Origin of the sequence: Andreprevotia sp. IGB-42 (genome assembly GCF_009848685.1) — a bacterium.
GTDB lineage: Bacteria > Pseudomonadota > Gammaproteobacteria > Burkholderiales > Chitinibacteraceae > Andreprevotia.
This window is the reverse complement of record NZ_WXTX01000002.1, coordinates 424,246-450,579: the sequence shown is the minus strand read 5'-3', so window position 1 is coordinate 450,579 and position 26,334 is coordinate 424,246. Positions and strand designations below refer to the sequence as shown.

The 26,334-nt window shown below is 62.3% G+C and carries 24 protein-coding genes; 12 read left to right on the top strand and 12 right to left on the bottom strand.

Features of this window, described 5'->3' with window-relative positions; translation table 11 throughout:
* Positions 1 to 7 precede the first annotated feature (7 nt).
* Positions 8 to 499: a M48 family metallopeptidase gene (locus IGB42_RS04865; RefSeq protein ID WP_159667650.1), complete on the bottom strand. Its 492-nt coding sequence runs from the start codon at positions 497 to 499 to the stop codon at positions 8 to 10.
* 123 nt (positions 500 to 622) lie between these two features.
* Here IGB42_RS04865 and IGB42_RS04860 point away from each other — a divergent pair, with 123 nt between their 5' ends.
* Complete coding sequence (locus IGB42_RS04860; protein ID WP_159667647.1) at positions 623 to 1,186, top strand: flavin reductase family protein; 564 nt, start codon at positions 623 to 625, stop codon at positions 1,184 to 1,186.
* A 20-nt stretch (positions 1,187 to 1,206) separates the two neighbouring features.
* Here IGB42_RS04860 and IGB42_RS04855 read toward each other — a convergent pair whose 3' ends face one another.
* The 4 genes from IGB42_RS04855 to aceK form a co-directional block, all read right to left on the bottom strand.
* Positions 1,207 to 2,223 carry a class I SAM-dependent rRNA methyltransferase gene (locus IGB42_RS04855; protein ID WP_159667644.1) on the bottom strand — a complete coding sequence of 339 codons (1,017 nt, stop codon included), beginning with the start codon at positions 2,221 to 2,223 and terminating at the stop codon, positions 1,207 to 1,209.
* 154 nt (positions 2,224 to 2,377) lie between these two features.
* Entirely contained in the window at positions 2,378 to 2,899 is a 522-nt protein-coding gene (locus IGB42_RS04850; protein ID WP_159667641.1) for an ABC transporter substrate-binding protein, read from the bottom strand.
* Between the two features lie 404 nt (positions 2,900 to 3,303).
* Positions 3,304 to 4,245, bottom strand: coding sequence for a hypothetical protein (locus IGB42_RS04845; protein WP_159667638.1), 942 nt, complete (start codon positions 4,243 to 4,245; stop codon positions 3,304 to 3,306).
* 86 nt (positions 4,246 to 4,331) lie between these two features.
* Positions 4,332 to 6,125, bottom strand: coding sequence for a bifunctional isocitrate dehydrogenase kinase/phosphatase (aceK, locus tag IGB42_RS04840; protein ID WP_159667635.1), 1,794 nt, complete (start codon positions 6,123 to 6,125; stop codon positions 4,332 to 4,334).
* Positions 6,126 to 6,325: 200 nt separating this feature from the next.
* Here aceK and IGB42_RS04835 point away from each other — a divergent pair, with 200 nt between their 5' ends.
* From IGB42_RS04835 to IGB42_RS04810, 6 genes are all read left to right on the top strand, one after another.
* On the top strand, positions 6,326 to 7,525 hold the full coding sequence (locus tag IGB42_RS04835) for an MFS transporter (protein WP_159667632.1): 1,200 nt from the start codon (positions 6,326 to 6,328) through the stop codon (positions 7,523 to 7,525).
* A 78-nt stretch (positions 7,526 to 7,603) separates the two neighbouring features.
* A complete protein-coding gene (locus IGB42_RS04830; protein WP_159667629.1) occupies positions 7,604 to 7,984 on the top strand; it encodes a hypothetical protein in 381 nt (126 codons plus the stop codon).
* Positions 7,985 to 8,318: 334 nt separating this feature from the next.
* Positions 8,319 to 8,576, top strand: coding sequence for a hypothetical protein (locus IGB42_RS04825; protein WP_159667626.1), 258 nt, complete (start codon positions 8,319 to 8,321; stop codon positions 8,574 to 8,576).
* A gap of 255 nt (positions 8,577 to 8,831) precedes the next feature.
* Positions 8,832 to 11,105, top strand: a complete 2,274-nt coding sequence (locus IGB42_RS04820; RefSeq protein ID WP_159667623.1) for an FdhF/YdeP family oxidoreductase — start codon at positions 8,832 to 8,834, stop codon at positions 11,103 to 11,105.
* Positions 11,105 to 12,136 (top strand): formate dehydrogenase accessory sulfurtransferase FdhD, encoded by a 1,032-nt coding sequence (gene fdhD / locus IGB42_RS04815; RefSeq protein WP_236822493.1) that lies wholly within the window; start codon positions 11,105 to 11,107, stop codon positions 12,134 to 12,136. Before IGB42_RS04820 ends, fdhD begins: the two co-directional genes overlap by 1 nt.
* A gap of 322 nt (positions 12,137 to 12,458) precedes the next feature.
* On the top strand, positions 12,459 to 14,078 hold the full coding sequence (locus tag IGB42_RS04810) for an NAD(P)/FAD-dependent oxidoreductase (RefSeq protein WP_159667621.1): 1,620 nt from the start codon (positions 12,459 to 12,461) through the stop codon (positions 14,076 to 14,078).
* A 232-nt stretch (positions 14,079 to 14,310) separates the two neighbouring features.
* Here IGB42_RS04810 and IGB42_RS04805 read toward each other — a convergent pair whose 3' ends face one another.
* Positions 14,311 to 14,526: a hypothetical protein gene (locus tag IGB42_RS04805; protein ID WP_159667618.1), complete on the bottom strand. Its 216-nt coding sequence runs from the start codon at positions 14,524 to 14,526 to the stop codon at positions 14,311 to 14,313.
* A 188-nt stretch (positions 14,527 to 14,714) separates the two neighbouring features.
* Here IGB42_RS04805 and IGB42_RS04800 point away from each other — a divergent pair, with 188 nt between their 5' ends.
* From IGB42_RS04800 to IGB42_RS04780, 5 genes are all read left to right on the top strand, one after another.
* Positions 14,715 to 15,986 (top strand): TIGR03862 family flavoprotein, encoded by a 1,272-nt coding sequence (locus IGB42_RS04800; protein WP_159667615.1) that lies wholly within the window; start codon positions 14,715 to 14,717, stop codon positions 15,984 to 15,986.
* Positions 15,983 to 16,384: an alternative ribosome rescue aminoacyl-tRNA hydrolase ArfB gene (arfB, locus tag IGB42_RS04795; RefSeq protein WP_159667611.1), complete on the top strand. Its 402-nt coding sequence runs from the start codon at positions 15,983 to 15,985 to the stop codon at positions 16,382 to 16,384. Before IGB42_RS04800 ends, arfB begins: the two co-directional genes overlap by 4 nt.
* 37 nt (positions 16,385 to 16,421) lie before the next feature.
* Positions 16,422 to 18,590: a TonB-dependent receptor gene (locus tag IGB42_RS04790; RefSeq protein ID WP_201799824.1), complete on the top strand. Its 2,169-nt coding sequence runs from the start codon at positions 16,422 to 16,424 to the stop codon at positions 18,588 to 18,590.
* Between the two features lie 115 nt (positions 18,591 to 18,705).
* Positions 18,706 to 19,272, top strand: a complete 567-nt coding sequence (locus tag IGB42_RS04785; RefSeq protein ID WP_159667608.1) for a hypothetical protein — start codon at positions 18,706 to 18,708, stop codon at positions 19,270 to 19,272.
* A gap of 153 nt (positions 19,273 to 19,425) precedes the next feature.
* Positions 19,426 to 19,866 carry a cupin domain-containing protein gene (locus tag IGB42_RS04780; RefSeq protein ID WP_159667605.1) on the top strand — a complete coding sequence of 147 codons (441 nt, stop codon included), beginning with the start codon at positions 19,426 to 19,428 and terminating at the stop codon, positions 19,864 to 19,866.
* 143 nt (positions 19,867 to 20,009) lie between these two features.
* Here the strand turns inward: IGB42_RS04780 and IGB42_RS04775 are convergent, their stop codons facing one another.
* The 6 genes from IGB42_RS04775 to IGB42_RS04750 form a co-directional block, all read right to left on the bottom strand.
* Entirely contained in the window at positions 20,010 to 21,563 is a 1,554-nt protein-coding gene (locus tag IGB42_RS04775; RefSeq protein ID WP_159667603.1) for an FAD-dependent monooxygenase, read from the bottom strand.
* 398 nt (positions 21,564 to 21,961) lie between these two features.
* The gene (locus IGB42_RS04770; protein ID WP_159667600.1) at positions 21,962 to 22,387 is read right to left on the bottom strand and encodes a hypothetical protein; all 426 of its coding nucleotides are present in this window, start codon (positions 22,385 to 22,387) and stop codon (positions 21,962 to 21,964) included.
* A 32-nt stretch (positions 22,388 to 22,419) separates the two neighbouring features.
* On the bottom strand, positions 22,420 to 24,621 hold the full coding sequence (locus IGB42_RS04765) for a YgiQ family radical SAM protein (protein WP_159667597.1): 2,202 nt from the start codon (positions 24,619 to 24,621) through the stop codon (positions 22,420 to 22,422).
* 163 nt (positions 24,622 to 24,784) lie between these two features.
* Positions 24,785 to 25,384, bottom strand: a complete 600-nt coding sequence (locus IGB42_RS04760; protein WP_159667594.1) for a short chain dehydrogenase — start codon at positions 25,382 to 25,384, stop codon at positions 24,785 to 24,787.
* Between the two features lie 87 nt (positions 25,385 to 25,471).
* Positions 25,472 to 25,978: a hypothetical protein gene (locus IGB42_RS04755; protein ID WP_159667591.1), complete on the bottom strand. Its 507-nt coding sequence runs from the start codon at positions 25,976 to 25,978 to the stop codon at positions 25,472 to 25,474.
* A 79-nt stretch (positions 25,979 to 26,057) separates the two neighbouring features.
* Entirely contained in the window at positions 26,058 to 26,267 is a 210-nt protein-coding gene (locus IGB42_RS04750) for a SlyX family protein (RefSeq protein WP_159667589.1), read from the bottom strand.
* Positions 26,268 to 26,334: the final 67 nt, after the last annotated feature.

The following is a 26,334-nucleotide window of genomic DNA, read 5'->3' as shown; positions in this document are numbered from 1 at the left end:
TGGCGAATCAGAGCGTGTCTTTCCATGTCAGCCACACGCGCAGATCGAATTCCAGCTGGTGGTAATCGGGCTCCATGTGGCAGCACAGCTGGTAGAACGCCTTGTTATGGTCTTTCTCTTTCAGGTGCGCCAGCTCGTGTACCACGATCATGCTCAGGAACGGCGCCGGCGTATCGCGGAACAGGCTGGCGATGCGGATCTCGTTCTTGCGCCTGACCTTGCTGCCCTGTACCCGCACCGCAAAGGTATTGGTACCCAGCGTGCCGCCGATCAGGTCGAGCTGGTTGTCGTAATATACCTTGGTCACCGGCACCGCATTTTTCAGGTGGCGCGTTTTCAGCCCGATCACATAGTCGTACAGCGCCTTGTCGGTCTGCACCGCATGGCGGTCCGGGTACTTGCGAGCCAGCACGCTGCCCAGCTCGTTGCGGTCGAGCAGTGCCTGCACCTGGTCTTGCAGGTGCGGCGGGTAAGCGGCGAGGTATTTGAGCGTGGGCATGGCAATATTGTAAAAGCACGGCGCGGCCATGTCGTCGTATAAAGCAGCGATGGTGCGGGTACTGCTGGCTGCCGCACCGGGATCAGCGCTACACCGTGATCAATTCAATCAAGGACATAACCCATGCCCATTGCCGTTCCGCTGCCCCAGGCTTACCGGCTACTCAACCACGGCCCCACCGTGCTGGTGAGCAGCGCATATGGCGAGCGCCGCAACGTGATGGCGGCGGCGTGGAACACCGTACTGGATTTCGACCCGCCCAAGTTCGTGGTGGTGATCGACAAGGCCAGCTACACGCGCGAACTGGTGGAGGCCAGCGGCGCGCTGGCGCTGCAAATCCCCTCGCGCGCGCAAGCCGCGCTGACGCATGCGGTCGGCTCGGTCAGCGGGCGTGACGAAGACAAGTTCGCCACCCACCAGATTGCCACTTTCCCGGCGGAGAAGATCGCCGCACCCTTGGTGGAAGGCTGCCTGGCATGGCTGGAATGCAAGGTGATCCCGGAGCCGCACAACCAGCAGCAATACGACCTGTTCATCGTCGAAGCGGTCGCCGCGTGGGCAGACCCGCTGGTGTACAGCGAAGGGCGCTGGCACTTTCCGCCCGAAACGCCGCGCAGCATTCACCATGTGGCGGGTGGCGCGTTTTTCGAGTCGGGCGAGCTGTTCCGGGCTGCTGACGAAGCCTAGGCGCCGGAACAGCCTGCGGATCAAACGCGCAGCAGTGCAATCTTCAGCGGCGGCTTGCCATCGGTGCTTGGGAAATCCGCTTCCGGCGAGATCCATTCCATCTCGCGGATGGGGCGGCCGGCCTTGGTGGCGCTGCGTTGCAGCTGGTCGTACCAGTCCTGCCGGTCTACTGACGCTACATTGTTGCAGCAGATCAGCGTGCCGCCTTCCCTGGTCGACAGCAGCGCCGGCTTGAACACTGCGGGGTAATCATTCACCAGGTCGACCACGCCGAAAATGCTCTTGGAGTAACGCGGTGGATCAAGGAATACCAAGTCGAACTGGGTTTTTTCCAGCTTGGGGAATGGCGGCAGGCGCTTGCCGCGCACCACGCGTGCCTGGCCCAAGCCCGAGTACTGGCGCAATGCGGCAAACGCATCGCTCTCCACATAGCGCAAGGTGTGGCCCAGGCTGTTGAGGCGGGAGTTCTCCTTGCCCACCAGCAGGCTGGATTCGGCAAAGTCCACATTGGTGACGAGGCTGGCGCCGGCCTTGGCGGCGGCAATGCCCACGCCGCAGGTATAGGCAAACAAATTGAGCACGGTCTTGCCCTTGGCCTCCTGCATCACGCGGCGGCGGCCGGCGCGCAGGTCGAGGAACAACCACGGATCTTGCCCGTCGTGGCGCGCCTGGATGCGGTAATCCACACCCAGCTCCTGCGCAATGCGCGGCGTTTCTGCAATCACGATCTGCTCGGGCGTCAGCCGGTTGCTGATGCGCGAGTTGGATTGGCTGCGGTCGTTGTACACCACGTCCAGCCCGGCAAAGTCGCGTGCGTAAAACGCTTCGATTTCGGCCAGTTCTTCCGGTGTCAGCGATTCGTGGAAGCTTTGCACCAGCAGCAGATCGCCGTAACGATCCACCGTCAGCCCGGCCTCGCCCTCCGCACTGCCGTGAAACAGCCGGTAGGCATTGGTCTTTTCGCCATGCAGCTTCGCCAGCAGATCGCTGCGGTTGGCCAGGGCGGCGTTGAGAAGGTCGGTGAGCGTGGTGGACATGGAATGTGGGGCCTTGATAGGAAAGGGGCCCCATACGCGGAGGCCCCATATAATTCAGCATGTTAGCAGGGATGGGCTGGATGAGCTTGTCGATGCAGCCGGTGGAGGCTCCACGCATGCCGACGGCAGTGTGCTGTCAACGCCGCGGGCAGGCTCAGGGCACGGCACGCCAGCGCTCATGAATGCGCTGGTCCTCACCTGATTTGCGTATCGCCTGCATGCCGCGGTCGAATGCGGCAGCCCATTCAGCGGCCAGTGGTTGTCCGGGGCTGAACGCCAGGTAAAGCGGCAACTGGTCGATCTGCCCCCAGTCGCGGATGTGTTGCCTTTCCTGCGGGCCGAGCTTGGCCAGCAACGTGGCCAGTGTGCCGCGGCTGAGCAGCATGAAGTCGATATCGCCCTTGGCAAGATGGCGCAGGTTGCCCAGTTCGCTGGGCGACTCCACCAGCTGGATGCCGGGTTGCCCGGTCATCTGGCCGGGGTACTCGTAACCGCGCGTGATACCCACACGTTTGTGTTGCATGGCGGCAAAACCGGGGAGCACGTCATTTTGCGTGCGGTTGCCCACCAAGTGCAATGCCAGAACCAGCAGGGCCTGCCTTGTCCAGACAAGCTGCGGCTTGCGCTCGTCATTTTGTGCAACGTCCAGCAAGGCATCGAGCTTGCCGTCGCGCACCAGTTGCAGGCACCGCAGTGTAGCTGCCGCTCTCGAAGCGGGCCTCCAGGCCGGCTGCCTTCAGCGCCGCTGCAACGAGTTCGACGGACGCCCCGGCCGGCCGGCTGCGTTGTATGAAGGAAAACGGCGGCCACTGGTCTTCCGCACAGATACCGAGCGGCGCTGCCACGCCGGTCTGTGTCCACAGCACGCATATCGCAATCCAGCCGCGTTGCATGGTCATTTCCGGTCAATTTGCTGCTTACAAGTCTAGCAGTGGCATCCGGATTGTAATGCCAGCCTGCCGGGCGGCGGCCATTCCTGCTGTGCGATGCCGGTCAGCTTGGGTGCCATGTCGCGCCGGATGACGCGGCGGGCAGAAAAGCGGATTGGCTCGCTGGAATGGCAACAAGGATGCTGGCCAGCTACGCAACTTCTGGCATGCGGAATATGCTGACCGATGCCGCTGATTGACTCGAGGCCGCAATCCAGTTGCCGCATTTGGAGACGGCGATCTGGTTCACCGGATACGGGGGCTTCAGGCACGCACATTGTGAGAAACCGTTGCTGGTGTAGTCCAATACCGCGATGCCATGCAGCCCCTGGTTTACGAACAGGCGATTGCTGGGCTGGTTCCAGGTGAAATCCCGAACCGGCATCGAAAGTTCATGCATCAGCTGAAATCGGGATTCCCTGTATGCAAAGGCCGCCAGATAGCCCGTTCCCCCAAGCAATAGCGTCTGCGGATCAATGAACTCCACTGCGCCAGCTTTGTTATCCCTTGATGCGATCTTGCGCGCGCTGCCGAAACCATTTTCAGAGAAATGATGGGCGTGGAAACTGCCGTAATTGTCGCCATATACCAGCAATGTCTCGGATGGATGCGCACAGAAGGTCAGGGCCGCCCGGCGACGTGTGCGCACCTCGTCCACTACTTCGAAACCATCCGGCATTCTCGTGACGAGTTGCATCAAGCCTGATTGCAATGCAACGATCAGGCCACTCGCGGGGTGAGCCAGATAAAGGCCGTAATCGGGCCCGAAAACGAGCGTGCGGAGCAGATCTCCGGGCATATCAGCCGCTTTTTCAAAATCATCGTCACCGTGCCCCAGGAAGCGGAAGCCACGCCAGCCGCAGGTTTGCAGTTCGGTGAAGTCGCCGGCGGGTACCGGCAGATTGCATGAGGCTCTGGATACCGCATCATGGGCATGAGCAAGCACGAATCCGGTTTCAATCGCTTCCTGCGGAAGAAAAAATGCTTTCCGGTCATCACCGGTAAGAAAGCCCCGACGTTCACCCGAATGCCACAGCCACTGCAATTGCGGTTTGAGATCGGGTGATACGATTCCTGATGGTTCAATTTTCATGATTCCCCGCGGCAGCGGCCATTGTAATGTGGCAGGCATGGCATGATTCAAAGTGCCGGAAAGGGTTTGCCACAGTGGTTATAGTCTCAGTTGCTGGTCCGTTCGGCATAGCGGTGTGAAAAGCGCAGCGCCTGCGGGTAGGGGAAGAAATCCTCGATGATGCCGGCCTTGATGCGGGCCTTGGTGTCCTGCCAGAACGCGGGCTTGAGCAGATCGGCATGGTATTTCATGAATGCGGCGCGTACGTCCGGCCGGTACAGCAGGAAGGTTGCGAATTCCTCCGGGTAGACCTCGTTCTTGTGGCCGGTGTACCACGCCTCGCCACTCATCTCGAATTCGGGCGTGGGTGGTGGCGGAATGCGGCGGAAATCGCAGTCGGTCATGTATTCGATTTCGTCGTAATCGTAAAACACCACGCGGCCGGCGCGGGTGATGCCGAAGTTCTTGAACAGCATGTCGCCGGGGAAGATATTGGCAATGGCCAGCTCGCGCAGCGCGTTGCCGTAATCGCGCACCACATCCTCGATCACGTCGCCCCGGCGCTCGTCCAGCCAGATGTTCAGCGGTTTCATTCGCCGTTCGATATACAGGTGGCGGATCACGATGCTGTCGCCATCTTCTTCAAGCATTGATGGCGCCAATGCGCGCAACTCGTCGATCAGCGCCGGATCGCAGCGCTCACGCGGCAGCGCCACATCGGAAAACTCCAGCGAGTCGGCCATGCGGCCCACCCGGTCGTGGCGTTTCACCAGCAGGTATTTCTCGCGTACCAGCTTGCGGTCCACTTCCTTGGGGGGCGCGATTACATCCTTGATCACCTTGAACACAAAGGGGAAGGACGGCAGCGTGAACACGATCATCACCATGCCCTTGATGCCCGGTGCAAAGGTGAAGCGGTCGCCACTGTGGCGCAGGTGCTGGAACAGCTCGCGGTAGAACATGGTCTTGCCCTGCTTGCCCAGGCCCAGCATGGTGTAGAGCTCGGCGCGCGAGGTCTCGGGCAGCAGGTCATGCAGGAATGCCACATAGGCCGACGGCACTTCCATATCCACCAGGAAATACGCGCGGGATAGCGAAAACAGGTGGCGGATGTGCTCGCGCGCGAACAGGGCCGCGTCGATATACAGCTCGCCGTGCTGGTTGCGGTACAGCGGCAACGCAAAGGGAATTTCCAGATCGCCATTGATGGCGCGGCCGATGATGTACGCAGCCCTGCCACGGAAAAACGGGGTAGCCAGCACCTGGATCTGCGCGTTGAACGCCACCTTGGGCCAGTGCCCCAGGTGCGTGTGCACTGCGCGTATCACGCGGCGTACATCGCGCTTCAGATCCACCAGCGGCAGCCCCCAGCGAAAGTCCATCAGCAGGCGTTCTATGGTATGCGCCAGCCCGCCCCGGCGCGGGTAATAGCTGCGCCAGGCCGGCTGGGCATCTGCTTCGATGTATTCGGTAGATACCGCGGGCCGGTAGAAAATGAAATCGTTGTGGAAGTAACTGCGGTGCAGGATGCGGCAGCAGACGGAATTGAAAAATGTTTCCGCCAGTTCCGGTTGCTTGTGGTTGAGCAGCAGGCGGATGTACTCGGTCTTGATCTGCGTCCAGGTTGCATCCTGCAGCGTTTCAGCCTGGAAATCATGGCGCAGGCGTTCGGATGCTTCCGATACGCGGATATCGTAAAAGGCGATGCGGTTGCGTACCGCATCGCGCTGCGCATGGACATTGCCTTGCTCGAAGTTGCGCTGCGCTTGCCGGCTGGCATTGCGGAACAACAGGTAATGGCGATTGAAGCCATCAAGTATCGCGCTGGCAATGGCGTGGACTTTTTCGTGATCCCGCCCGTCGCTTGCTGGTGTGATGGCGCTCTGGCTGGCTTGTTGCATGCAGTACCCCCTTGCCATCAGCCTAGTTTGTTGCAGCGCATGGCGTGATACGGATTATCCCGGCGTGGCGTGTTGTGCCCGCCACCAGTGCCATCATGCCGCTTGCTGTGGTAACGGTATGCTGCAGATGTGCGCACTGTTACATTCATGCAGGTATGGGGGAGTACAGTGGAGGGTTTCCGCCAGCCTTGCGAGCCCCCATGCAACTTTCCACGGAAAAGCCGTTGTTGATCGTACTGATGCTGGTGATGTTCACCACCATCGTCGATTTCATGATCCTGATGCCGCTGTCGCCATTCCTGATGGTGGAAATGCACATCACGCCGGCCACATTCGGCATGCTGGTTTCCGCGTATTCACTGACTGCCGGTGTTTCGTCGTTGCTGGCCACCTCGCTGGCGGACCGTTTCGATCGGCGCAATGCATTGCTGTTCTGCTACGCCGGCCTTGTTGTGGCCACGCTGGCATGCGCGGCGGCCACCGGCTTCTACAGCCTGCTGCTGGGCCGCTGCATTGCCGGGGTATTCGGCGGCGTGCTCGGTTCCATCTGTTTTGCCATCGTTGGCGACGTGATCCCGAACGAGCGCCGTGGCCGCGCCATGAGCTGGGTGATGCTGGGTTTCTCGCTGTCCGCAGTGTTTGGCGTACCCATGGGCCTGTTCATCGCCAGTCATTCCAACTGGCGCTGGCCATTCGGTGTGCTGGCCGGCTTGTGCGCGCTGGTATGGCTGGTGGCCTGGCGCGCGATTCCGGCTGTGCGCGGCCACCTGGAAGAACAGGCCACCCGGCCACGCGTGGGCCTGCTGGCCAGCTACCGCGAGCTGCTGAGCGTGCCCAACCACTGGTGGGCCTGCCTGGTGACCGCCTGCCTGATGCTGTCCGGCTTCATGGTGATTCCATACATTTCGCCGGCGTTGATTGCCAACGTGGGCATCTCCGCGCACGACCTGATGTATGTCTACCTGGTCGGCGGTGCCGTCACGCTGCTGACCCGCCCGTGGATCGGCGGCATGACGGACCGCTATCCGCGCACCACGGTGCTGGGCGGGCTGGTAATTGCCAGCTTCGTGCCCATCATGCTGGTCACGCTGACCCTGCCGCTGGGTTTGCCCTGGCAGTTGCTGATTGCCGCGCTGTTCTTCATTTTTGTCAGCGGCCGTTTCATTCCGGCGACTGCGCTGGTGACCGGTGCCACCGAGGCACGCATGCGCGGTCGCCTGATGGCGTTCAATTCGGCGGTGCAGAACTTTGCCGGCGGGCTGGCGGCATTGCTGGCGGGTTTCATCATGACCCAGGATGCGGCAGGCAGGCTGGTGCACTTTGGCTGGGTGGGCGTGCTCAGCTGCCTGATCGGCCTGGTAGGTATCTGGGTTGCAAGGCAGGTGCGCACGGTGTCCTGATCGTTTGACTTGCCGTGTTGCCGATGCGCCTCGGTGGTGGCGATGTGGAGTTTGCAGCAGCAGTCTAGTGTCTGGTGAATGCTGGAAATCAACCGTTTATCGGGTTTTTGGTCAGTTTTTATAAAAATTCACGAAAGCAATTTATGTTTCCTGTGCGGGAATGTTTCTCGCTGCATGAAGAAAAACTTACGCTACAGGAGAGTTGAATTGAAACTTGCTTATATCGCCGCCGCTGGCTTCGCGCTTGTATCCACGTTTGCTGCTGCTGAAACAGATGTCCTTTCCGAAAAGCTGGCTGTGCGCAGTGCCAGCTACGACAGCGGCCTGATCGTGGCTGCTGCCTGCGTGCCGCGCCCGCTGCCAGGTTGCTACTACGCCCCCATTGGTGCCATCAACCATTGCACGCTGACGCCGGACGAATATGCACAACTGACATGTACCGGCCCTTACGCAAACTGATCGCGTACTGATCCGGTAGTAGCGACAGGGCTCTGCGGAGCCCTTTCGCTTTTGCGGGAAAGGTAACTGACGAACCATGCGTAAAGACAAGCTATCGTGAGGAATAAAGGTGAATGAATAGGGTAAGCAACTGAGCGGATTTCAGCAGAAGTTTGCGATGGGTGTTGTACAAACAACTTTCTTTTGGCTTATTTTTCCGTCCATTGGAAAATTTATACCGTTCATCGGTAAATTCAAGTAAGTATGTATGAAAATCTACATAAGCAAATTATGTTTCTTCTGCGGGAATACCTCTCGTGAAGTTAACTAAAACTTACAGATCGTTGGAGAAACAATGAAATTCGCCTATATCGCTGCCCTCGGTTTCGCTCTGTCGTCCGCTTTTGCCGCCGCCGCCGATACGGATGCACTGTCCGAAAAACTGGCTGCCCGCAGCGCCTCCAGCTACGACAGCGGCATGATCGTTGCTACCTGCACTCCGCGTCCGCTCCCGGCCTGCAGCTATGGCACCCCGGGCACGATCTACTATTGCCCGCTCACGCAGGATGACATCGCCCGCCTGACCTGCACCGGCCCGTATGCCAACGGTTGATTCGTGCTGGCATGCGTAATGCAAAAAAAGGGCCTCGCGGCCCTTTTTTGTTGCTTGAACGTCATTGCCCCTGCCGCCACCGATGCAGCTGCCGTAAGCAGCCGGCCCGGATTATCATAAGCACCTGGGGATACCGGCCCGCCGCCATGCAGGAACCACGACAAGATCCTTGGGAGTGGGTGCCAGCAACATGAAGATGTGTGCCGGGCAGGCCCCCGCAGCACGATTCTGAACAGCTTCCGGGAGCGGTGGACAGTGAGCAAGCAGGCGATCAGGGTATACCAGCGGCCCGCCGGAGGCTGGGGGGCGCTCACAAGCGTATTCCATACGCTGCGCGAGCAGGGCGTGATGGCGCGTGGCATGGGTACGCTGCTGCGCGCCAACCAGCCCGATGGCTTCGATTGTCCCGGCTGTGCATGGCCGGACAAGAACCACCATTCCACGTTCGAGTTCTGCGAGAACGGCGCCAAGGCCGTGGCTGCAGAGGCCACCGAGCGTCGTGTCACCCGCGTCTTGTTCGAGCAGCACACGGTGGCGGCGCTGGCCGCACACGATGATTACTGGCTGGAAGCACAGGGCCGGCTGACCGAACCCATGCGCTACGAGCCGGCGACGGATCGCTACGTGCCGGCGAGCTGGGATGAAGCCTTTGCCGCCATCGCCGCGCAGCTGGGCGCGCTGGATCACCCCGATCAGGCGCTGTTCTATACCTCCGGGCGCACCTCCAACGAGGCGGCGTTCCTGTACCAGCTGTTCATCCGCGAGTTCGGCACCAACAATCTGCCCGATTGCTCGAACATGTGCCACGAACCCTCCGGCACGGCGATGAAAGAGCAGATCGGTATCGGCAAGGGCACGGTCACGCTGGAAGATTTCGAGCACGCCGAGGCGATCTTCATTTTTGGCCAGAACCCCGGCACCAATCACCCGCGCATGCTGGGCACGCTGCGCGAGGCGGCCAAGCGCGGCTGCAGGATCGCCGTGTTCAATCCGCTGCGCGAGCGCGGGCTGGAGCGCTTTGCCGATCCGCAAAGCCCGCTGGACATGCTGTCGCTGAACGGCAGCGCCATTGCATCGAGTTATTACCAGCTGCGCATCGGCGGGGACCTGGCCGCCGTTACCGGCATTGCCAAGGCGGTGCTGGAATCAGGCCAGGTCGATAGCGACTTCATTGCCGCGCATACCGATGGCTTCGAGGCCTTCAGGGCGGAGGTGGAGGCAGCAGACTGGGCAACGATAACAGCGGAATCGGGCCTGACCGAGGTACAGCTGCGCGAGGCCGCGGCAATCTACCTTGCCAGCAACGCCAGCATCTTCACCTGGGGCATGGGCATCACCCAGCACAAGCATTCGGTGGCTACCATCCAGGCCATCGTCAACCTGCTTTTGCTCAAGGGCAATATCGGCAAGCCGGGCGCCGGCGCCTGCCCGGTACGCGGGCATTCCAATGTGCAGGGTGATCGCACCATGGGTATTTACGAACAGCCATCGCCAGCTTTCCTGCAGAAGCTGGGCAAGGCGTTCGGCTTCACCCCGCCCAGCAAGCCTGGTCACGACGTGGTGGGCGCGATCGAAGCCATGCTGGATGGCAGCGCCAGGGTGTTCTTTGCCATGGGTGGCAACTTTGCCAGCGCCACGCCGGACGCAGACCGCACCCAGCAGGCATTGCGCCAGTGTGACCTCACCGTGCATGTCACTACCAAGCTCAACCGCTCGCACCTGGTGCACGGCCGTGCCGCATATATCCTGCCGTGCCTCGGCCGTACCGAGATCGATATCCAGGCCGGCGGCCCGCAGGGCGTGACGGTGGAGGATTCGATGAGCATGGTGCATCTCTCTGCCGGCATGAACGTGCCAGCCGCATCGCAATTGTTGTCCGAGCCGGCCATCGTGGCGCGGCTGGCACTGGCCGCTTTACCGCACAGCAAAACGCCGTGGCTGTGGCTGGTGGAAGATTACGACCGCATCCGCGACAAGATCGCCGAAGTGATCGATGGCTTTGCCGATTTCAACCAGCGCGTGCACGTGCCCGGCGGGTTCTATCTGGGCAACAGCGCGCGCGAGCGCAACTGGAAAACCGCTAGCGGCAAGGCACGCTTCATCGCCCACGCAGTGCCCACCGACCTGCCGATAGCCACCTTGCGCCGCCAGCATGCCGATGTGCCGCTGTTCAACCTGATGACGGTGCGCAGCCACGATCAGTACAACACCACCATTTACGGGCTGGATGACCGTTACCGTGGCGTATACGGGCATCGCCGCGTGTGCTTCATCAACCCGGCCGATCTGGCGCGGCTGGGCTTTGCTGCCGGGCAATGGGTGGACATGACCTCGGTGTGGCACGACGGCGAGCGTGTGGCGCGGCGCTTCCTGCTGGTGGAGTACGATATCCCCGCCGGCTGCCTGGCCAGCTATTACCCGGAAACCAATGCGCTGGTACCGCTCTCGAGCATGGCAGACCGCGCCCGCACGCCTGCTTCCAAATCGGTGCCGGTCAAGCTGTCGCTGCATGCGGTGGTGCCCGCCTGATGGATGACACGCTGATCGCCATCATGGCGCTGCTGTGTGAAGAAGACGGGCTCTCCGATCACCGCATCGGCAAGCAGTTGCAACTGGGCATGAGCCAGCTCAACCGTGCATTGGCAGTGCTCGCCAGCAGCGCAGAAGCAGGTGGCCTGGGCTGGCTGACCACGCGTGACGATGGCAAGCGCCGCACGCTATGGCTGACCGATGCCGGCCGGCAGCAGTGCGCCGCGGCGCCGCAGCCGCAAACCGGCGCGCAACAGCTGCCCGCATTGCGTATCGAGCGCGGTATGGCCACGCCGCTGGATGAATGCGTGGCCGAGGAAACAGCGGTGGCGCTGGTGTACAACGGCATCGCGCACGCGGTGATGATGGCCAGCCCGCAGGATCTGGCCGATTTTGCACTGGGTTTCTCGCTGACCGAGGGCATCATCGCCGGGCCGGCCGAGTTGCTCGATCTGGATATCAGTGCAGGCGCTGATGGCGTTACCGTGGACATGCGTATCCTGGAGCAGCGCTTTCACATCCTCAAGGACGTACGCCGCAGCCTGGCTGGCCGCACCGGTTGCGGCTTGTGCGGGCATGAATCGCTGGCCAGCGCGATCCGGCCGGTGGCGCGGGTGGATAATCCGTTTGCCACGCCAGCAGCCGATGTCAGCGTCGCCATCGCGCAACTGGCCAGCCTGCAGCCGTTGAATGCGCTCACCGGTGCCACGCATGCCGCCGGCTGGTGGCAAGGCGGCACACTGACCGTGCGCGAGGATGTCGGCCGCCACAACGCGCTGGACAAGCTGGTCGGTGCCATTGCGCGGGATACCCGCCGGGATGGCGTGCTGGTGATGACATCGCGTGCGTCATACGAGATCGTTCACAAGGCAGCGGCAGCCAATATCGGCATCGTCGCGGCGATTTCCGCGCCCACTGCGCTGGCAGTGCAACTGGCTGGGGAGGCCGGCATCACACTGATCGGCTTTGCCCGTGGCGAGCGCATCACGGTTTACAGCCATCCGCAGCGCATCGTCTGTGAGTCAGGATAACCGCGTCTCAGCGCTGGGCTGCGGCTAATCGGTGCCAATGTCGAGCGTCAGCGAGCCTGCCTCGCGGCGGCGATGGCGGGGGGCGTGGGTTGGAATAAAGAGGGCTGTTGTTTCGTGTGTCGCAGCAGATTCGAGCCGGTCTTCGCCCGGCGCTTGATGCCATATCAGCGATCAGTTAGGGCACAACAGGCAGGAGGCCCGCCCCGCCGCGTTCGTCATTGTGCCGAGCGCCGATTGCGCCGAGCTTTTACAATGCCGGTATTGAACATCGCAAATCGCCTTCAGTGGCGATTTTTGCGTTTAAGGAATGAACGGACCGACCATGTTGCGAATCACCGAACTGCGCCTGCCACTGGAACACACGCCCGAAGAACTCACTGCGGCCATCCTGCAGAAGCTGGGCATCCCTGCCAGCCGCCTGCTGGCCGCCACGGTGTTCAAGCGCAGCTACGATGCGCGCAAGGGCAAGCCGATGATGTTCATCTATACGCTGGATCTGGACATCAAGGACGAAGCCGCGCTGCTGCGCAAGTTTGCCGACGACCGCAACGTGACCGCCACGCCGGATACCGGCTATCACTTTATCGGCAGCGCGCCGGCCCAGCTGGCGCACCGCCCGCTGATCATCGGCTTTGGCCCCTGTGGCCTGTTTGCCGCGCTGATCCTGGCGCAGATGGGCTTCAGGCCCATCGTGCTGGAGCGTGGCAAGGAAGTGCGTGAGCGCACCAAGGATACCTGGGGCCTGTGGCGCAAGAACGTGCTGGACCCGGAATCGAACGTGCAGTTTGGCGAAGGCGGCGCCGGCACGTTCTCTGACGGCAAGCTCTACAGCCAGATCAAGGACCCGCGCCACCTGGGCCGCAAGGTGCTCACCGAGTTCGTCAAGGCCGGTGCGCCGGAAGAAATCCTTTACGTGAGCAAGCCGCACATCGGTACCTTCCGGCTGGTGGGCATGATCGAGCGCATGCGTGCGGAGATCGAATCGCTGGGCGGCGAAATCCGCTTCAGCCAGCGCGTGACCGACCTGGTGCTGGACGACACCGCCGATGGCAAGAAGCAGATACGCGGCGTGTGCCTCGCGGATGGCGGCGAGCTGCGCAGCGATCACGTGGTGCTGGCGCTGGGCCACAGCGCACGCGATACCTTCGAGGTGCTGCACCAGCGCGGCGTGTTCGTCGAAGCCAAGCCGTTCTCGGTGGGTTTCCGCATCGAGCACCCGCAATCGTTGATCGACAAGGCACGGCTGGGCAAATACGCCGGCCACCCGTTGCTGGGCGCCGCCGATTACAAGCTGGTGCACCATGCAAAAAATGGCCGCTCGGTGTACAGCTTCTGCATGTGCCCTGGGGGCACCGTGGTGGCTGCCACCTCGGAGCTCAACCGCGTGGTCACCAACGGCATGAGCCAGTACTCGCGCAACGAGCGCAATGCCAATGCCGGCATCGTGGTGGGCATCACCCCGGCCGATTACCCGGGCGACGCGATGGCAGGCATCGCCTTCCAGCGTGCGCTGGAATCGCGTGCGTTCGAGCTGGGTGGCGGCAACTACGAGGCCCCGGCGCAACTGGTGGGTGATTTCATTGCCGGCCGGGCATCGACGGCGCTGGGTGCGGTGGAGCCATCCTACAAACCGGGCGTGAAGCTCGGCTCGCTCGATCCCAGCCTGCCCGATTACGCGATTGCCGCCATCCGCGAGGCATTGCCGGCATTCGATAAACAGATCAGCGGTTTTGCCATGCATGATGCGGTGCTCACCGGCGTGGAAACACGCACCAGCTCACCGCTGCGCATCACCCGCGGGGACGATTGCCAGAGCCTGAACGTGTACGGCCTGTACCCGGCTGGTGAAGGCGCGGGTTATGCGGGCGGGATCCTGTCTGCGGGTGTGGACGGCATCAAGGTGGCGGAAGCATTGGCGCAGCGCATGCTGGGCTCCGCCTGAGTGTGGCGGCGCGGGAACGATAGACGCTGGCCTGAGTAACCGCGGCTGGCGGCTTTCGCGTGTGGAGTCCGGCTTGCCAGCCGAGATACTCAACCCGACTCGGTGCCCGCATCGAAGCTGCATGCATGGGCTGGTATCCAGCCTTGCGGCAGCATCCTAGTGGCGCGTTTGCAGCGCCCAAACAAAAGCCCCTCTGGCAGGGGCTTTACGTTTTTGTACTGCTGGCCGGCAATTACTCGGCGATCAGGATCAGGCTGTTCAGATCTTCAACCGTCTTCTCGCCCTTGGGCCAGCACACCTTGGCGCGGCTGCCGGTGATCTTCAATACGCGGCCATCATACTTTTCAGCAGCGGCCAGACCAGCCAGACGGTTTACGCGGGCGTTCACTTCAATGTTTTCCGGGGTGCCGAAGAAACGTTCAATAGCAGCGGCGACGATGGTAATCATGGCTTGCTCTCCTTGGGTTGTGTAGTATTGCTACGTAATATACGGTAGTTTTATTACGTTATCAAGACCATATTTTCCGTAACTTTTATACAAAACAGAAAAGGGTACGTGGAACACCGGGCAGGCCAGCCTGCTTCCGGTAAAATTCCGGCTTGCGCGTGTTACCGGCGCCCTATCGATTGCCTGCCATGCCTTCAGCCAATAATCGCTCTGCAGTTCCCCGCGTTGCCGTCATCGGTGGCGGCCCAGCCGGGCTGATGGCCGCAGAAATGCTGGCATCCGGCGGGGTTACAGTCGATGTTTACGATGCCATGCCCTCGGTTGGCCGCAAATTCCTGCTGGCCGGCATCGGTGGCATGAATATCACCCATTCAGAGCCACCCGAGCCCTTCCTTGCACGCTACGGCGCAGGCCAGACTTCGTTGCAAAACTACATACAGGCATTCGATGCCGCTGCGCTGCAAGCGTGGATACACGATCTGGGCATAGCAACCTTTGTTGGCTCGTCCGGCCGGGTGTTCCCCAAGGACATGAAAGCCGCGCCGCTGCTGCGTGCCTGGCTGCTGCGGCTCAAGTCACAAGGTGTGCAATTGCATGCGCGGCACCGCTGGCTGGGCTGGGCAGAAGACGGCGCGCTGCGCTTTGCAACGGCAGATGGCGAGCAACATATTCATGCCGATGCCACCGTGCTGGCACTGGGCGGCGCCAGCTGGGCCAGGCTGGGATCGGACGGCGCGTGGTTGCCACTATTGCAGGCACGCGGCGCCGATATTGCGCCGCTGCTGCCAGCCAATTGCGGCTTCGATGTCGCGTGGAGCGATTTCCTGGTGCAGAAGTTTGCCGGTAGCCCGCTCAAATCCGTGGCGCTCAGCTTCACCGACCTGCACGGCAACAGCGAGCGCCGCATCGGCGAGTTCGTGGTCAGCGCGCACGGGCTGGAGGGCAGCCTGATCTATGCATTTGCCAGCCGCATCCGCGATGCGATCAGCGCGCACGGCAGTGCCACCGTCTATCTTGATCTGGCGCCGGGGCGTGATCTGCAGCGCGTGCTGGATGAAGTGGCGATACCGCGCGGCAGCCGCTCGTTATCGAGCCACCTGCAAAGCAAGGTGGGCATCGATGGCGTAAAGGCCGCACTGCTGCGCGAATGTGTGAGCAAGGTTGATTTCAACGATCCGGTAAAGCTGGCCCATGCCATCAAGGCGCTGCCGGTGACGCTGTTGCGGCCCCGCCCCATCGATGAAGCGATCAGCAGTGCGGGCGGTGTGCGCTTTGCCGCGCTGGATGATGGTCTGATGCTGCGGCAACTGCCCGGCGTATTCTGTGCCGGCGAAATGCTCGATTGGGAAGCGCCCACCGGCGGCTACCTGCTGACCGCGTGCTTTGCCACCGGTCGTGCAGCCGGGCGGGGCGCATTGCGCTGGTTGAGTGAGCGCGAGCAGCAAGGGGGCGGTGGATGAGCAAGATCATACTGCGCGAAGAAGAAATCGATTTCAGCGCCATCCGCGCACAGGGCTCGGGCGGACAGAACGTCAACAAGGTGTCCACCGCGCTGCACCTGCGCTTCGATATCCGCGCGTCGTCGCTGCCGGATATCTACAAGCAACGGCTGCTGGCGCTGAACGATAGCCGCATCACCAAGGAGGGCGTGGTGGTGATCAAGGCACAGCAGCACCGCAGCCAGGACAAGAACCGTGAAGAAGGCATCGCCCGCCTGCTGGCGCTGCTGGAAAGCGTCACCCACGAGCCGGTGATCCGCCGCGCCACCAAGCCCACGCGCGCATCGCAACGCCGCCGCATGGATGGCAAGACGCTGCGCGGTGAAATCAAATCGCTGCGTGGCAAGATCGTCGATTGAAACACCGCAGCCCTGTGGCTGCATGACAGGGAACCCCATGCGCTACCGTTCTGCTGCTGCCACACCGATCAGGTTTTCCCGCCGGCAGCACCTGCTGTGGCTGGCTGCCGGCAGCTTTGCCGCTGTGGCCCATCTGGCCCACGCAGCAGAGGGCGCTGCGGATGCCGTCACGCTCGATACCGTGGTGGTCACCGCCACGCACGTATCGCAAAGTGCGTTCGATCTGCCCGCGTCCATCGATGTGGTGGGGCAGGCAGCCATCCGGGATGCACAGCCCACGGTCAATCTGTCCGAACCGCTGGCGCGTGTGCCGGGCGTGGTGGTGCAAAACCGGCAAAACTACGCGCAGGATCTGCAGGTATCGGTACGCGGCTTTGGCGCGCGCTCCACGTTCGGCGTGCGTGGCGTGCGCCTGTACGTGGATGGCATCCCCGCCACCATGCCCGATGGCCAAGGGCAGACTTCGCATATCGATCTGGCCTCGGCCGGGCGCATCGAGGTGCTGCGCGGGCCGTACTCGGTGCTGTATGGCAATGCATCCGGCGGCACCATCGCGGTGTTTTCCGAAGATGGCAAACCCGGCAACCAGCTGGAGGCCAGCGTGGCGGGCGGCAGCTATGGCAGCAGCAAGGTGGGCATCAAGGCCGGCGGCTTGCAGCAGGGCGTCAATTACCTGATCGATGCCAACCGCTTCGAGACCGATGGCTACCGCGCGCACAGCGCCGCCACGCGTGATCTGGCCAATGCCAGATTGAGCTTCGCCGTTGGCGAGGCGGGCGTACTGTCGCTGGTAGCCAATGGCATGAACATGCAGGAGACGCAGGATCCGCTGGGCTTATCGCGCGCACAGTTCGAGGCAGACCCGCGCCAGGCCGATGCCAGCGCGGTGCGCTTCAATACGCGCAAATCGGTGCGCCAGCAGCAGGCGGGCGCCAATTACCAGGTGGAGCTGGGGCAGAACGACAGCGTGCATGCCAGCATCTATCTGGGCGAGCGTGCCACCACGCAATTCCAGGCCATCCCCAAGGCATCGCAATTGCCGCCCACCAGCCCCGGCGGCGTGATCGACCTGCAACGGCAATACCAGGGGCTGGATGCAAACTGGACACACCGCTTCGATACGCTGCCGCTGTACGTGGTGGCCGGTATCAATGCGGAATACCTGGACGAAGACCGCAAAGGCTACGAGAACTTCATCGGCGAGCAACTGGGCGTGCAGGGGCGCATGCGCCGCAACGAAATCAATCGCGTGAACAATGTCGACCAGTACCTGCAACTGCAGTGGGAGCCCGGTACGCAGTGGCTGCTCAACGCCGGCCTGCGCAACAGCAGCGTGCATATCCGCTCTGCCGATCACTACATCACGCCCGGCAACGGTGATGACAGCGGTGGAGTGGATTACCGGCACCTGGGCGGCGCACTGGGCGCCACCTGGCGCGCTACCGATGCGTTCAATCTTTATGCTGCATACGGGCAGGGCTTTGAAACGCCCACCTTGAACGAGTTGTCGTACCGCTCCACATCCGGGCTGACCACCGGTTTGAACCTTGGCCTGCAGCCGGCCGAAAGCGATCACTACGAACTGGGCGCAAAGGCGCGGCTGGGGAACAGCTGGCAGATGAATGTGGCGTTGTTCCATATCGATACGCACAACGAAATCGCCACGTTCGCCAATGCCGGCGGCCGCGCGGTGTACCAGAACGTGGCCAGAACCCGCCGCGACGGTTTGGAAATCGGCGCGCAGGGCAGCTGGGGCAACGGCTTCAGCAGCAGCGTCGCCTACTCTTGGCTACGTGCGGAATATGCAGAGGCCTTCAAAAGCTGTGCTACCACGCCGTGCGTGCCGGTGCAGATTGCCGCCGGTAACCGCATCCCCGGTGTGCCGCAAAGCAGCTTCTTTGGCGACTTGGTATGGCAGGCCCAGCCGGACGGGCCGCAGTTCGGGCTGGAAGCGGTTTACGGCGGCCGCATGTTCGTCAATGACCTGAACAGCGATAGCCGCGCCGCGTACTTGTCGTTCAATGCCAAGGCCAGTCTGCAGCAGCGCGCTGGTGCATGGCGCTTCAAGGAATACCTGCGTATCGACAACCTGCTGGGCAAGGACTACGCCGGCTCGGTGATCGTCAACGAAAGCAATGGCCGCTATTTCGAGCCGGCACCTGGGCGCAACGTGTTTGCGGGCGTGAACGCCACGCTGGACTGGTAGGCGTCCAGTCGATGGGCATTACCGCCATTGTCACCTGCCCAGTCCATGCTGGCTGGTACCTTGCCACCAGTATGCCGTACGGTTTGACGGCTATTCAGCCATCGGAGCCCGCACCGTGATAGCCATCATCCATACCTGCCGTGCAGGCATTGCCACATTCCTGCTGGGCGCTGCAATCAGCACAGCGGCGCAGGCCGCAAGCCCGGTCACGCTGGATGATGCGCAGACACGCCTCTTCCTGCAGTCATTCAGCCGCTGCGATCCCGCGTTGTTGCTGCAACTGCAGCCGGCGCTGGAAAGCGCAGGCTATGTGTTCGAGCCTCCGCAGCGCCTGTCCAGGCCGATAGAGAAATTCCGCAGCGCGATGGTGCTCAAGGCTGACACGCAAGACCTGTACATGCTGGAAGACAAGGATAGCGCGTACGATGGCGCATCCCTGCTGGGCAAGGACGGCATGCTGCTCAGTTACACGGCACTCAAGTACCGGCGGCTGGTGCTTGCCAACGGGCTTGCCATCGCCGGCTTGCGGCTGGCTGCCTACAACGATACCGGCCGGCTGTTCTATATCGTGTTTTTCGGCAAGCAGGCCGATGCCAGGAAATTCAATACGCTAGCTGGCACTCATGGCGAAGCGGGTAGCGCCAACGGCCGTTTTTCGCTGGTGTGCTCGCGCGCCAGCTGAAGCTTACCCACCTGAGCAGCGCGGGTGGCCGGCGCGCTTGCTGGTACATGCAACCCCAGCGGCAGTAGCGGGTATGATTCGGGCTCATGGATATATGCCATTGGCATCAATTTTGTATGTCTTTGTTCCCCAGATCAATCCGGAGTTGCCTGCATGCGTTTGCTGCCCATCATTGCCCTTTTGTTGCTTGCCCCTGTTACCCATGCGCTGGATGCCACGCCGGCACCCGTCCCAGCGGTCAAGGCCGCCGCCATCCTCAAGACCGGCACCAGCTGGAACGGTGCCCCGCTGGTCTTCCCGCAAGGCCCGGCCGAGGTCAACGCGCTGGTGATCGATATTGCTGTGGGCGGCGAGACCGGCTGGCACAAGCACCCGGTCCCGTCGTTTGCCTATATCGTGGAAGGGCAGCTGGAAGTCTCGCTGAAGGATGGCAGCAAGAAGCTCGCCAAGCCGGGCGATGCATTTGCCGAAGTGGTCGACGTATGGCACAACGGCCGTGTGGTGGGCGACAAACCGGTGAAGCTGGTGGTGTTCTATACCGGTGCCGCTGGCTCTGCATTGACGATCAAGGCAGATGCCGATCACCAGCATTGAGCCGGCATGCCCGTTGCCGCTTCCGTCCGGTTTGACCAGCGCTGTGATGCCCCTCGCCGCTTTTCAACCTGCTGCAGCTGGTGATGATCGGCAGGTGCGCCGGAACCGCCAGCGGTTGCAGAAATCCCCTGCTACGCAAGGCATCAGCGACCAACTGCATCCACAGGCGCGCCAAACCATCGCGCCATCGCCTGATCAACGTCTTCATGATCAGCGGCGGTTTCACCCGCCCAGGCGACGATCCCGTCCGGGCGCACCAGTACTGCCTGCAGGCCAAGGCGGTCTTGTACATCGCCGGTAACGTAACTTACCCGCTCGCCCCAGCGGTGGGCGAGTGTCTGCAGCACAGCGCTGTCATCGAAATCGAGCAGCAGCCCTTTCCCATTTTGCAGCAGGCTGCCCGCCCGCGTGCCATCGGCAAATTCGAAGTCGGGCATGCTGCGGCCCGTCAGCGGGTGACTGTCGCCAAGATCATGGCGCAGCGAAATGCCCCACACCCGCTGGGCGAAATACGTTGCGCCATCACGGGTGCCGATGAGATCGCGCATGATGGCCTCCAGCGCGCGCGTGCTCTGCGTCGGGCGCATCAGTGCCACTTGCGCGCGTGACCAATCGAGCCCCTGCGCGCCCACCGGGTGCCGCTCCTGCTGGTAACTGTCCAGCAAGCCGGCTGGCGCATCGCCACGGATGGTGGCCGCCAGCTTCCAGCCCAGGTTCATTGCGTCCCCCAATCCGAGATTGAGCCCCTGGCCGCCCAGCGGCGAGTGGATGTGCACGGCATCGCCAGCAAGTAGCACCCGCCCTCGGCGATAGACAGTGGCCTGTCGGGCACGGTCCGTCCAGGTCGTGGCAAGGCGGAGCGCCGTCAGCGTGACATCCGCGCCGGATATGCGGCGCAATACCGCCTGCACATGCGCCTGCGTGAGCGGCTTGCGGTGAAACGCGCCACCATCGAAATCCACCAGCGCAATCGTGCCCGGTTGCGCGTAGGTGTACATGCCGGTTGGCGTATAGTGCCGGCCGGGTTGCAGCGCTGCCGGATCGGCCAGCTCGGCTTCGATGGAGTAACCGGTGAACTCGGCATCGCTGCCGGCAAATTCGAAGCCGCCCGCCTTGCGGACTGCGCTGCGGCCGCCATCGCAGCCGACCAGCCAGCGGCCGTGCCATGCTTCATCACCGGCGCGAACCGTTACGCCGGTGTCCGACGCGACAAAGCCATCGACACCGCAGCCCCGGCGGATTTCTGCCCCCAGCGCGCTGGCACGCTGGGCTAGCACTGTTTCCAGCGTATCCAGCGTGACGGCCATGCCGGTATCGGCCGGACCTGTCAGCCGATATGGCCACCGGGTGGTGTCGACGTCGTCCTGATAAAACGGGATGCCCGCGAAATGGCCGGCTGGCCTGTGCGCTTGTTGCAGCCAGTGGGCGGCAGTCGCAATCTTGCCAGCAGGCTCGTGTGCGCGTTGCACCGCCAGCAGTTCGTCCAGCAGGCCGCGACGGTGCAGCGCTTCAAGGGTAGGGATGGACAGACCGCGCATGCCGAAGGGCAGGCACTTCAGCGGGGTGTGCGGGGCTGACGCTTGCTCCAGCACCAGTACCGACAGTTGCTGCAAGCGCAGTTCGCAAGCCAGCAACAGGCCGACGGGGCCGGCACCGGCAATGATGACATCATGAATATGGGGGGTGTGGTTGTGCATGGAATGCGCCTCAGTCGATGTTCGACCGGAGCGTTCCCCACCTTGAGAACCGCACGGCCGAATAACGGCGCTTGCAGCGCCCGATGTTCGACGTGGGGATCCTGTGCACGAGGCCAAAGACCAGAGCTTCCGTTACCAGAAGGACTTGGGCTTACCAAACCAAGTCTGCCTTTTCCGACAGCCCTTTTATATCATCGTGCCGCTGGGGAGGCAACGGTTGCTGTCGCTGGGGATGGCCGCTTTGCAGCGAGAGGGTTGCGGGGCGTAGACAGCAGGATAGCATTGCGGAGAACGGGCTAAGCCAGCCTCAGCGGCCTCGCTTTCAATCAAATCCGGCAGTGATGCAAGCGGTAACTCGCCGCAATGCTTTGGCTTGGCGAGGGAATCAAGCGCCTGCGTTACTTTTCAGTCCATTTTGCGCCGAGCATGCCATCAAGCGTAGCGCTGACCGGAATGTTGAATGCGCCGGCCTTGCCTGCGAGATACGCGGTCTTCCAGGTGTCGTAGCCTTCCTGAAAAGCCGGAACCGAAGTGGCGCGTGAAAGCAATCTGGTGATGCTGGAGCGGATGGCCGCTTCCTTGAAGGGAAGGTGCGGAATGTTGGTAACCACATTGCCCTTGACCGGGTTTTTCATCCGGATTTTGTCCACGCGGATGTGCACCACCGGGCCGAGATCGTTGTATTTCTCCACCTTCAGGATGGTCAGTGTCGAGTCGGCCTCACCGGGGCGAGTCTGGTATGCCCCAGTCTGGCCGGGCGCCAGTTCCGTCGCGCCGGCAAGGTTGCAGATGGCAAGAAGCGCAATGATGACAAGAGATCGCATATCTAAAAACCTGACGGATGTTCAAAACGTGCTCAGCGCCCGCGTGCCTTGCCCGCCGTTTTCTTGCCTTTGCCCTGCCCCGGCAGCACCAGCTTGCGCTGCGCGCCGCGTACCTGGCTGGCCGGCTTGGCAACGCGTGAGGGTGGCGGTACACGCTTTTCACCATTGGCCAGGTCCTTGGCGCTGGGCATGGGCACCAGGTGGTGCGGGCCGTTGCCGATCAGGTCTTGCCGGCCCATGGCAATCAGCCCCTCGCGCAGGATGCTCCAGTTTTTCGGGTCGTGATAACGCAGGAAGGCCTTGTGCAGCGTGCGCTGCTTGGCATCCTTGATGATCTGCACTTTCTCCGAGCTGCGCGCCAGCTTTTTCAGCGGGTTGCGGCCGGTGTGCCACATGGTGGTGGCCAGCGCCATCGGCGTGGGCGTGAAGGCCTGCACCTGGTCGGGCTTGAAGTTGTTCTTCTTCAGCCACAGCGCCAGATTCAGCATGTCTTCATCGCGCGTGCCCGGGTGGGCGGCAATGAAGTACGGCACCAGGTATTGCTCTTTGCCGGCCTGCTTCGAGTAGTGATCGAACAGCTCCTTGAAGCGCTCGAAGGTGCCGATGCCCGGCTTCATCATTTTCGATAGCGGGCCGTCCTCGGTGTGCTCGGGGGCGATTTTCAGCAGGCCGCTCACATGGTGGGTAACCAGTTCCTTGATGTATTCGGGCGATTCCACCGCGATGTCGTAACGCAGGCCCGAGCCGATGGTGATCTTCTTCACGCCCGGTATCGCGCGCGCCTTGCGGTACAACTGGATCAGGTGCGAGTGATCGGTATTGAGGTTCTCGCAGATGCCCGGGTACACACAGGACAGCCGGCGGCACGATTGCTCGATGGCAGGGTCCTTGCAGGCCAGCCGGTACATATTGGCGGTGGGGCCGCCCAGGTCGGAAATATGGCCCTTGAAGCCCGGCGTCTTGTCGCGGATTTCCACGATCTCGTTCAGGATGGATTCTTCCGAGCGGCTCTGGATGATGCGGCCTTCGTGCTCGGTGATCGAACAGAAGGTACAGCCGCCAAAACAGCCACGCATGATGTTGATCGAGAACTTGATCATGTCCCACGCCGGGATGCGCGCACCGTTGTAGCTGGGGTGCGGCTGGCGTGCGTACGGCAGCCCGTACACGTAATCCATTTCCGGCGTTGTGAGCGGCACCGGCGGCGAATTGAGCCACACGTCGCGCTCGCCATGTGCCTGTACCATCGCCCGCGCGTTGCCGGGGTTGGATTCCAGGTGCAGCGTGCGGCTGGCGTGTGCATACAGTACCGGGTCGTGTGCAACGGCTTCATACGCGGGGATGCGCACCACGGTTTTTTGCCGTTCGGCCTGCTTGGCGGCAATACGCTCTGCCTTGCTGACGATGCGGATGGGCTTGGGCGCATCCGTTGCGCCCTCGGTGCCACAGGCCTGCGCGGCCTGCTTTTCTTCTTTCATTTCATACGGATCGGGGTGCGGATCCACACGGCCGGGGGTATCGACGGTGCTGGAATCGAGCACTGCCCAGTCGCGCGCCGGCAGCCAGCCGTGCGGCGTCATGAACGCGGTACCGCGCACATCGCGGATATCGCGCAGTTTTTCGCCAGCATTGGCGCGGTGCGCCACTTCCACCAGCGCGCGCTCGGCATTGCCGTACAACAGGATGTCTGCCTTGGCATAGACGATGGCCGACTGCCGCACCTTGTCGCTCCAGTAATCGTACTGGGCAATGCGGCGCAGGCTGGCCTCGATGCTGCCGATCATGAGCTGCACGCCCGGAAACGCCTCGCGGCAGCGCTGCGAATACACGGTGACCGCGCGATCCGGCCGGCGGCCGCCGATGCCGTCGGCAGTATACGCGTCGTCCGAGCGCGGTTTGCGGTCCGCCGTATAGCGGTTGATCATCGAATCCATGTTGCCGGCGGTAATGCCGAAGAACAGCCGCGGCCGGCCCAGCGCCTTGTAGGGCTCGGCGCTGTCCCACTCGGGCTGCGCAATGATGCCCACGCGAAAGCCCTGTGCTTCCAGCAAGCGGCCCACCAGCGCCATGCCGAAGCTGGGGTGATCCATGTACGCATCGCCGGTCACCAGGATGATGTCGCACTCGTCCCAACCCAGCACGTCCATCTCTTGCCGGCTCATCGGCAGGAAGGGCGCAGCAGCGCGCACTTGCGGCTTTGCATAGGCAAACAACGGGGTCGGAACAGAATTCATGGTGATCACAAGCAGGACTAATCGGGCATTTTCGCAGATTTGGCCCCGGAATGCCAAAAAAGCCTTGTTTTTCATCGGGATAGCCCGGCGGATGGCATGCTTGGGCGTGCAGTCCACCGATGGGCACTGGCCTGGCCAATCCCGCGCCAGCCAGGCCAGCGGATCAATGCACCTGGTAAACCTGCCCGGTTTGCGCGCCTTCCACGCTCTTGCTGTACGCCAGCGCCACGCGTGCAGCGGGCACGGCATCAAAGCCGCGGAAATATGCGCCGTATGACGGCAGCGATTCGATCAGCACATTGGGGCTGACCGCATTCACGCGCAAGCCGCGCGGCAGCTCGATGGCGGCCGAGCGCACGAAGCCTTCCACCGCGGCATTCACCATGCTGGCACTGCTGCCGTAGCGGATCGGATCGTGCGTGAGGATGCCGCTGGTCAGGGTAAAGCTGCCGCCGTCATTCAGCACGTGCTGGCCTGCCAGCAACAGGTTCACCTGGCCCATCAGCTTGTCGTTGATGCCGATCGCGTATTGCTCCGGCGTGAATTCGCCCAGCGGGCCGAAGTGCACGCTGCCGGTGGTAGCCACCACCGCATCCAGCGCGCCGGCAGCGTGGAACAGCTGCTGCACGCTGGCGTAATCCTTGATATCCACGCGCAAATCGCCGCTATTGCGCCCGGCGCGGATGATGTCGTGCCGCGCGCCCAGTTCGGCCACCACGGCTTGCCCGATGGTGCCGCCGGCACCGATGACGAGGATCTTCATGGCCTTGCTCCCTGCATGCAGTGGGTAATGCCGCTTATCGTAGCGTGCCGTGGCACGGCCGCCATTGCGGCAAACACGCACAGGTGCTCAGCTGGCGGGGGCGGCGATACCGCGGCGGTTGAGCTGGCATTCCAGTTCGGCTGCGGTGCGGCCGGCCAGCAGCCTGAGCAGCGCTTCCAGCCGCTCCACATGGCCCAGCGCCTTGTCGTCCGCCAGCGCGATGATGCCCAGCACCGCGCCATGCTCATCATGCAGCGGTTGCGCGCAGTAGCCGGAATAGATGCCGCGCGCGGCGGGAAACTGCTGCGAAACATCGCACGGCAGCGATATCGCATTGCCGCTGAGCACCGCATTGCACGGCGTATTGGCCAGATCGTAGTGGAACGGTGTGCGCGGGTTGGCGCCATCGGCAAACGCCAGGCTGTAGCCTTGCGCAGCGTGCTGGCTGTCGCGTACGGTCACGAACGCATAGCGTGCACCGGTCAGCCGCGTCAGGCACAGCATTTCGGCAACGAAGAACTTCGCACCACGAAAGGCGGCAGTGGCTTCCCCCAGTGCCGCATAGCTGCGGGCTACCCATTCGGCTTCGGTCATCGGCAGGCCTGCTAAGGATCGGATACCTGCATCTTAGTATGCATGCCGGCATGATCCAGCCTGCCGTGAACGGCCCATCTTAGTAATGCGGCGGAATCTCGTCTTCCGGCTTGCCGGGCCCGCCCGGCCCTGGTGATTCCATATTGCGGACATGAATGGCCAGCGCCCGCAGGTCCAGCTGCAGCCGGTCCAGCTGCTGCTGTTGCGCAGCCACGATGCTGTTGAGCGTATCGAGCAGGTCGTCCTGCAGCGCGATCTTGATTTCGAGTTCGGTGATGCGGTTTTCCATGGCAGCCTCGCCGTGTCGATGCGGAACGCGATGATAGCAGTGCGGTATCGCATGCTGATGAGCATCG

Coding starts and splice junctions, on each gene's coding strand:
- fdhD (WP_236822493.1), top strand. CDS start 11,105: ATGGATGACACGCTGATCGCCATCATGGCGCTGCTGTGTGAAGAAGAC.
- IGB42_RS04825 (WP_159667626.1), top strand. CDS start 8,319: ATGAAATTCGCCTATATCGCTGCCCTCGGTTTCGCTCTGTCGTCCGCT.
- IGB42_RS04765 (WP_159667597.1), bottom strand. CDS start 24,621: ATGAATTCTGTTCCGACCCCGTTGTTTGCCTATGCAAAGCCGCAAGTG.
- IGB42_RS04750 (WP_159667589.1), bottom strand. CDS start 26,267: ATGGAAAACCGCATCACCGAACTCGAAATCAAGATCGCGCTGCAGGAC.
- IGB42_RS04830 (WP_159667629.1), top strand. CDS start 7,604: ATGCTGGAAATCAACCGTTTATCGGGTTTTTGGTCAGTTTTTATAAAA.
- IGB42_RS04755 (WP_159667591.1), bottom strand. CDS start 25,978: ATGACCGAAGCCGAATGGGTAGCCCGCAGCTATGCGGCACTGGGGGAA.
- IGB42_RS04800 (WP_159667615.1), top strand. CDS start 14,715: ATGCCTTCAGCCAATAATCGCTCTGCAGTTCCCCGCGTTGCCGTCATC.
- IGB42_RS04760 (WP_159667594.1), bottom strand. CDS start 25,384: ATGAAGATCCTCGTCATCGGTGCCGGCGGCACCATCGGGCAAGCCGTG.
- IGB42_RS04860 (WP_159667647.1), top strand. CDS start 623: ATGCCCATTGCCGTTCCGCTGCCCCAGGCTTACCGGCTACTCAACCAC.
- IGB42_RS04810 (WP_159667621.1), top strand. CDS start 12,459: ATGTTGCGAATCACCGAACTGCGCCTGCCACTGGAACACACGCCCGAA.
- IGB42_RS04845 (WP_159667638.1), bottom strand. CDS start 4,245: ATGAAAATTGAACCATCAGGAATCGTATCACCCGATCTCAAACCGCAA.
- IGB42_RS04855 (WP_159667644.1), bottom strand. CDS start 2,223: ATGTCCACCACGCTCACCGACCTTCTCAACGCCGCCCTGGCCAACCGC.
- arfB (WP_159667611.1), top strand. CDS start 15,983: ATGAGCAAGATCATACTGCGCGAAGAAGAAATCGATTTCAGCGCCATC.
- IGB42_RS04780 (WP_159667605.1), top strand. CDS start 19,426: ATGCGTTTGCTGCCCATCATTGCCCTTTTGTTGCTTGCCCCTGTTACC.
- IGB42_RS04790 (WP_201799824.1), top strand. CDS start 16,422: ATGCGCTACCGTTCTGCTGCTGCCACACCGATCAGGTTTTCCCGCCGG.
- IGB42_RS04805 (WP_159667618.1), bottom strand. CDS start 14,526: ATGATTACCATCGTCGCCGCTGCTATTGAACGTTTCTTCGGCACCCCG.
- aceK (WP_159667635.1), bottom strand. CDS start 6,125: ATGCAACAAGCCAGCCAGAGCGCCATCACACCAGCAAGCGACGGGCGG.
- IGB42_RS04775 (WP_159667603.1), bottom strand. CDS start 21,563: ATGCACAACCACACCCCCCATATTCATGATGTCATCATTGCCGGTGCC.
- IGB42_RS04865 (WP_159667650.1), bottom strand. CDS start 499: ATGCCCACGCTCAAATACCTCGCCGCTTACCCGCCGCACCTGCAAGAC.
- IGB42_RS04770 (WP_159667600.1), bottom strand. CDS start 22,387: ATGCGATCTCTTGTCATCATTGCGCTTCTTGCCATCTGCAACCTTGCC.
- IGB42_RS04835 (WP_159667632.1), top strand. CDS start 6,326: ATGCAACTTTCCACGGAAAAGCCGTTGTTGATCGTACTGATGCTGGTG.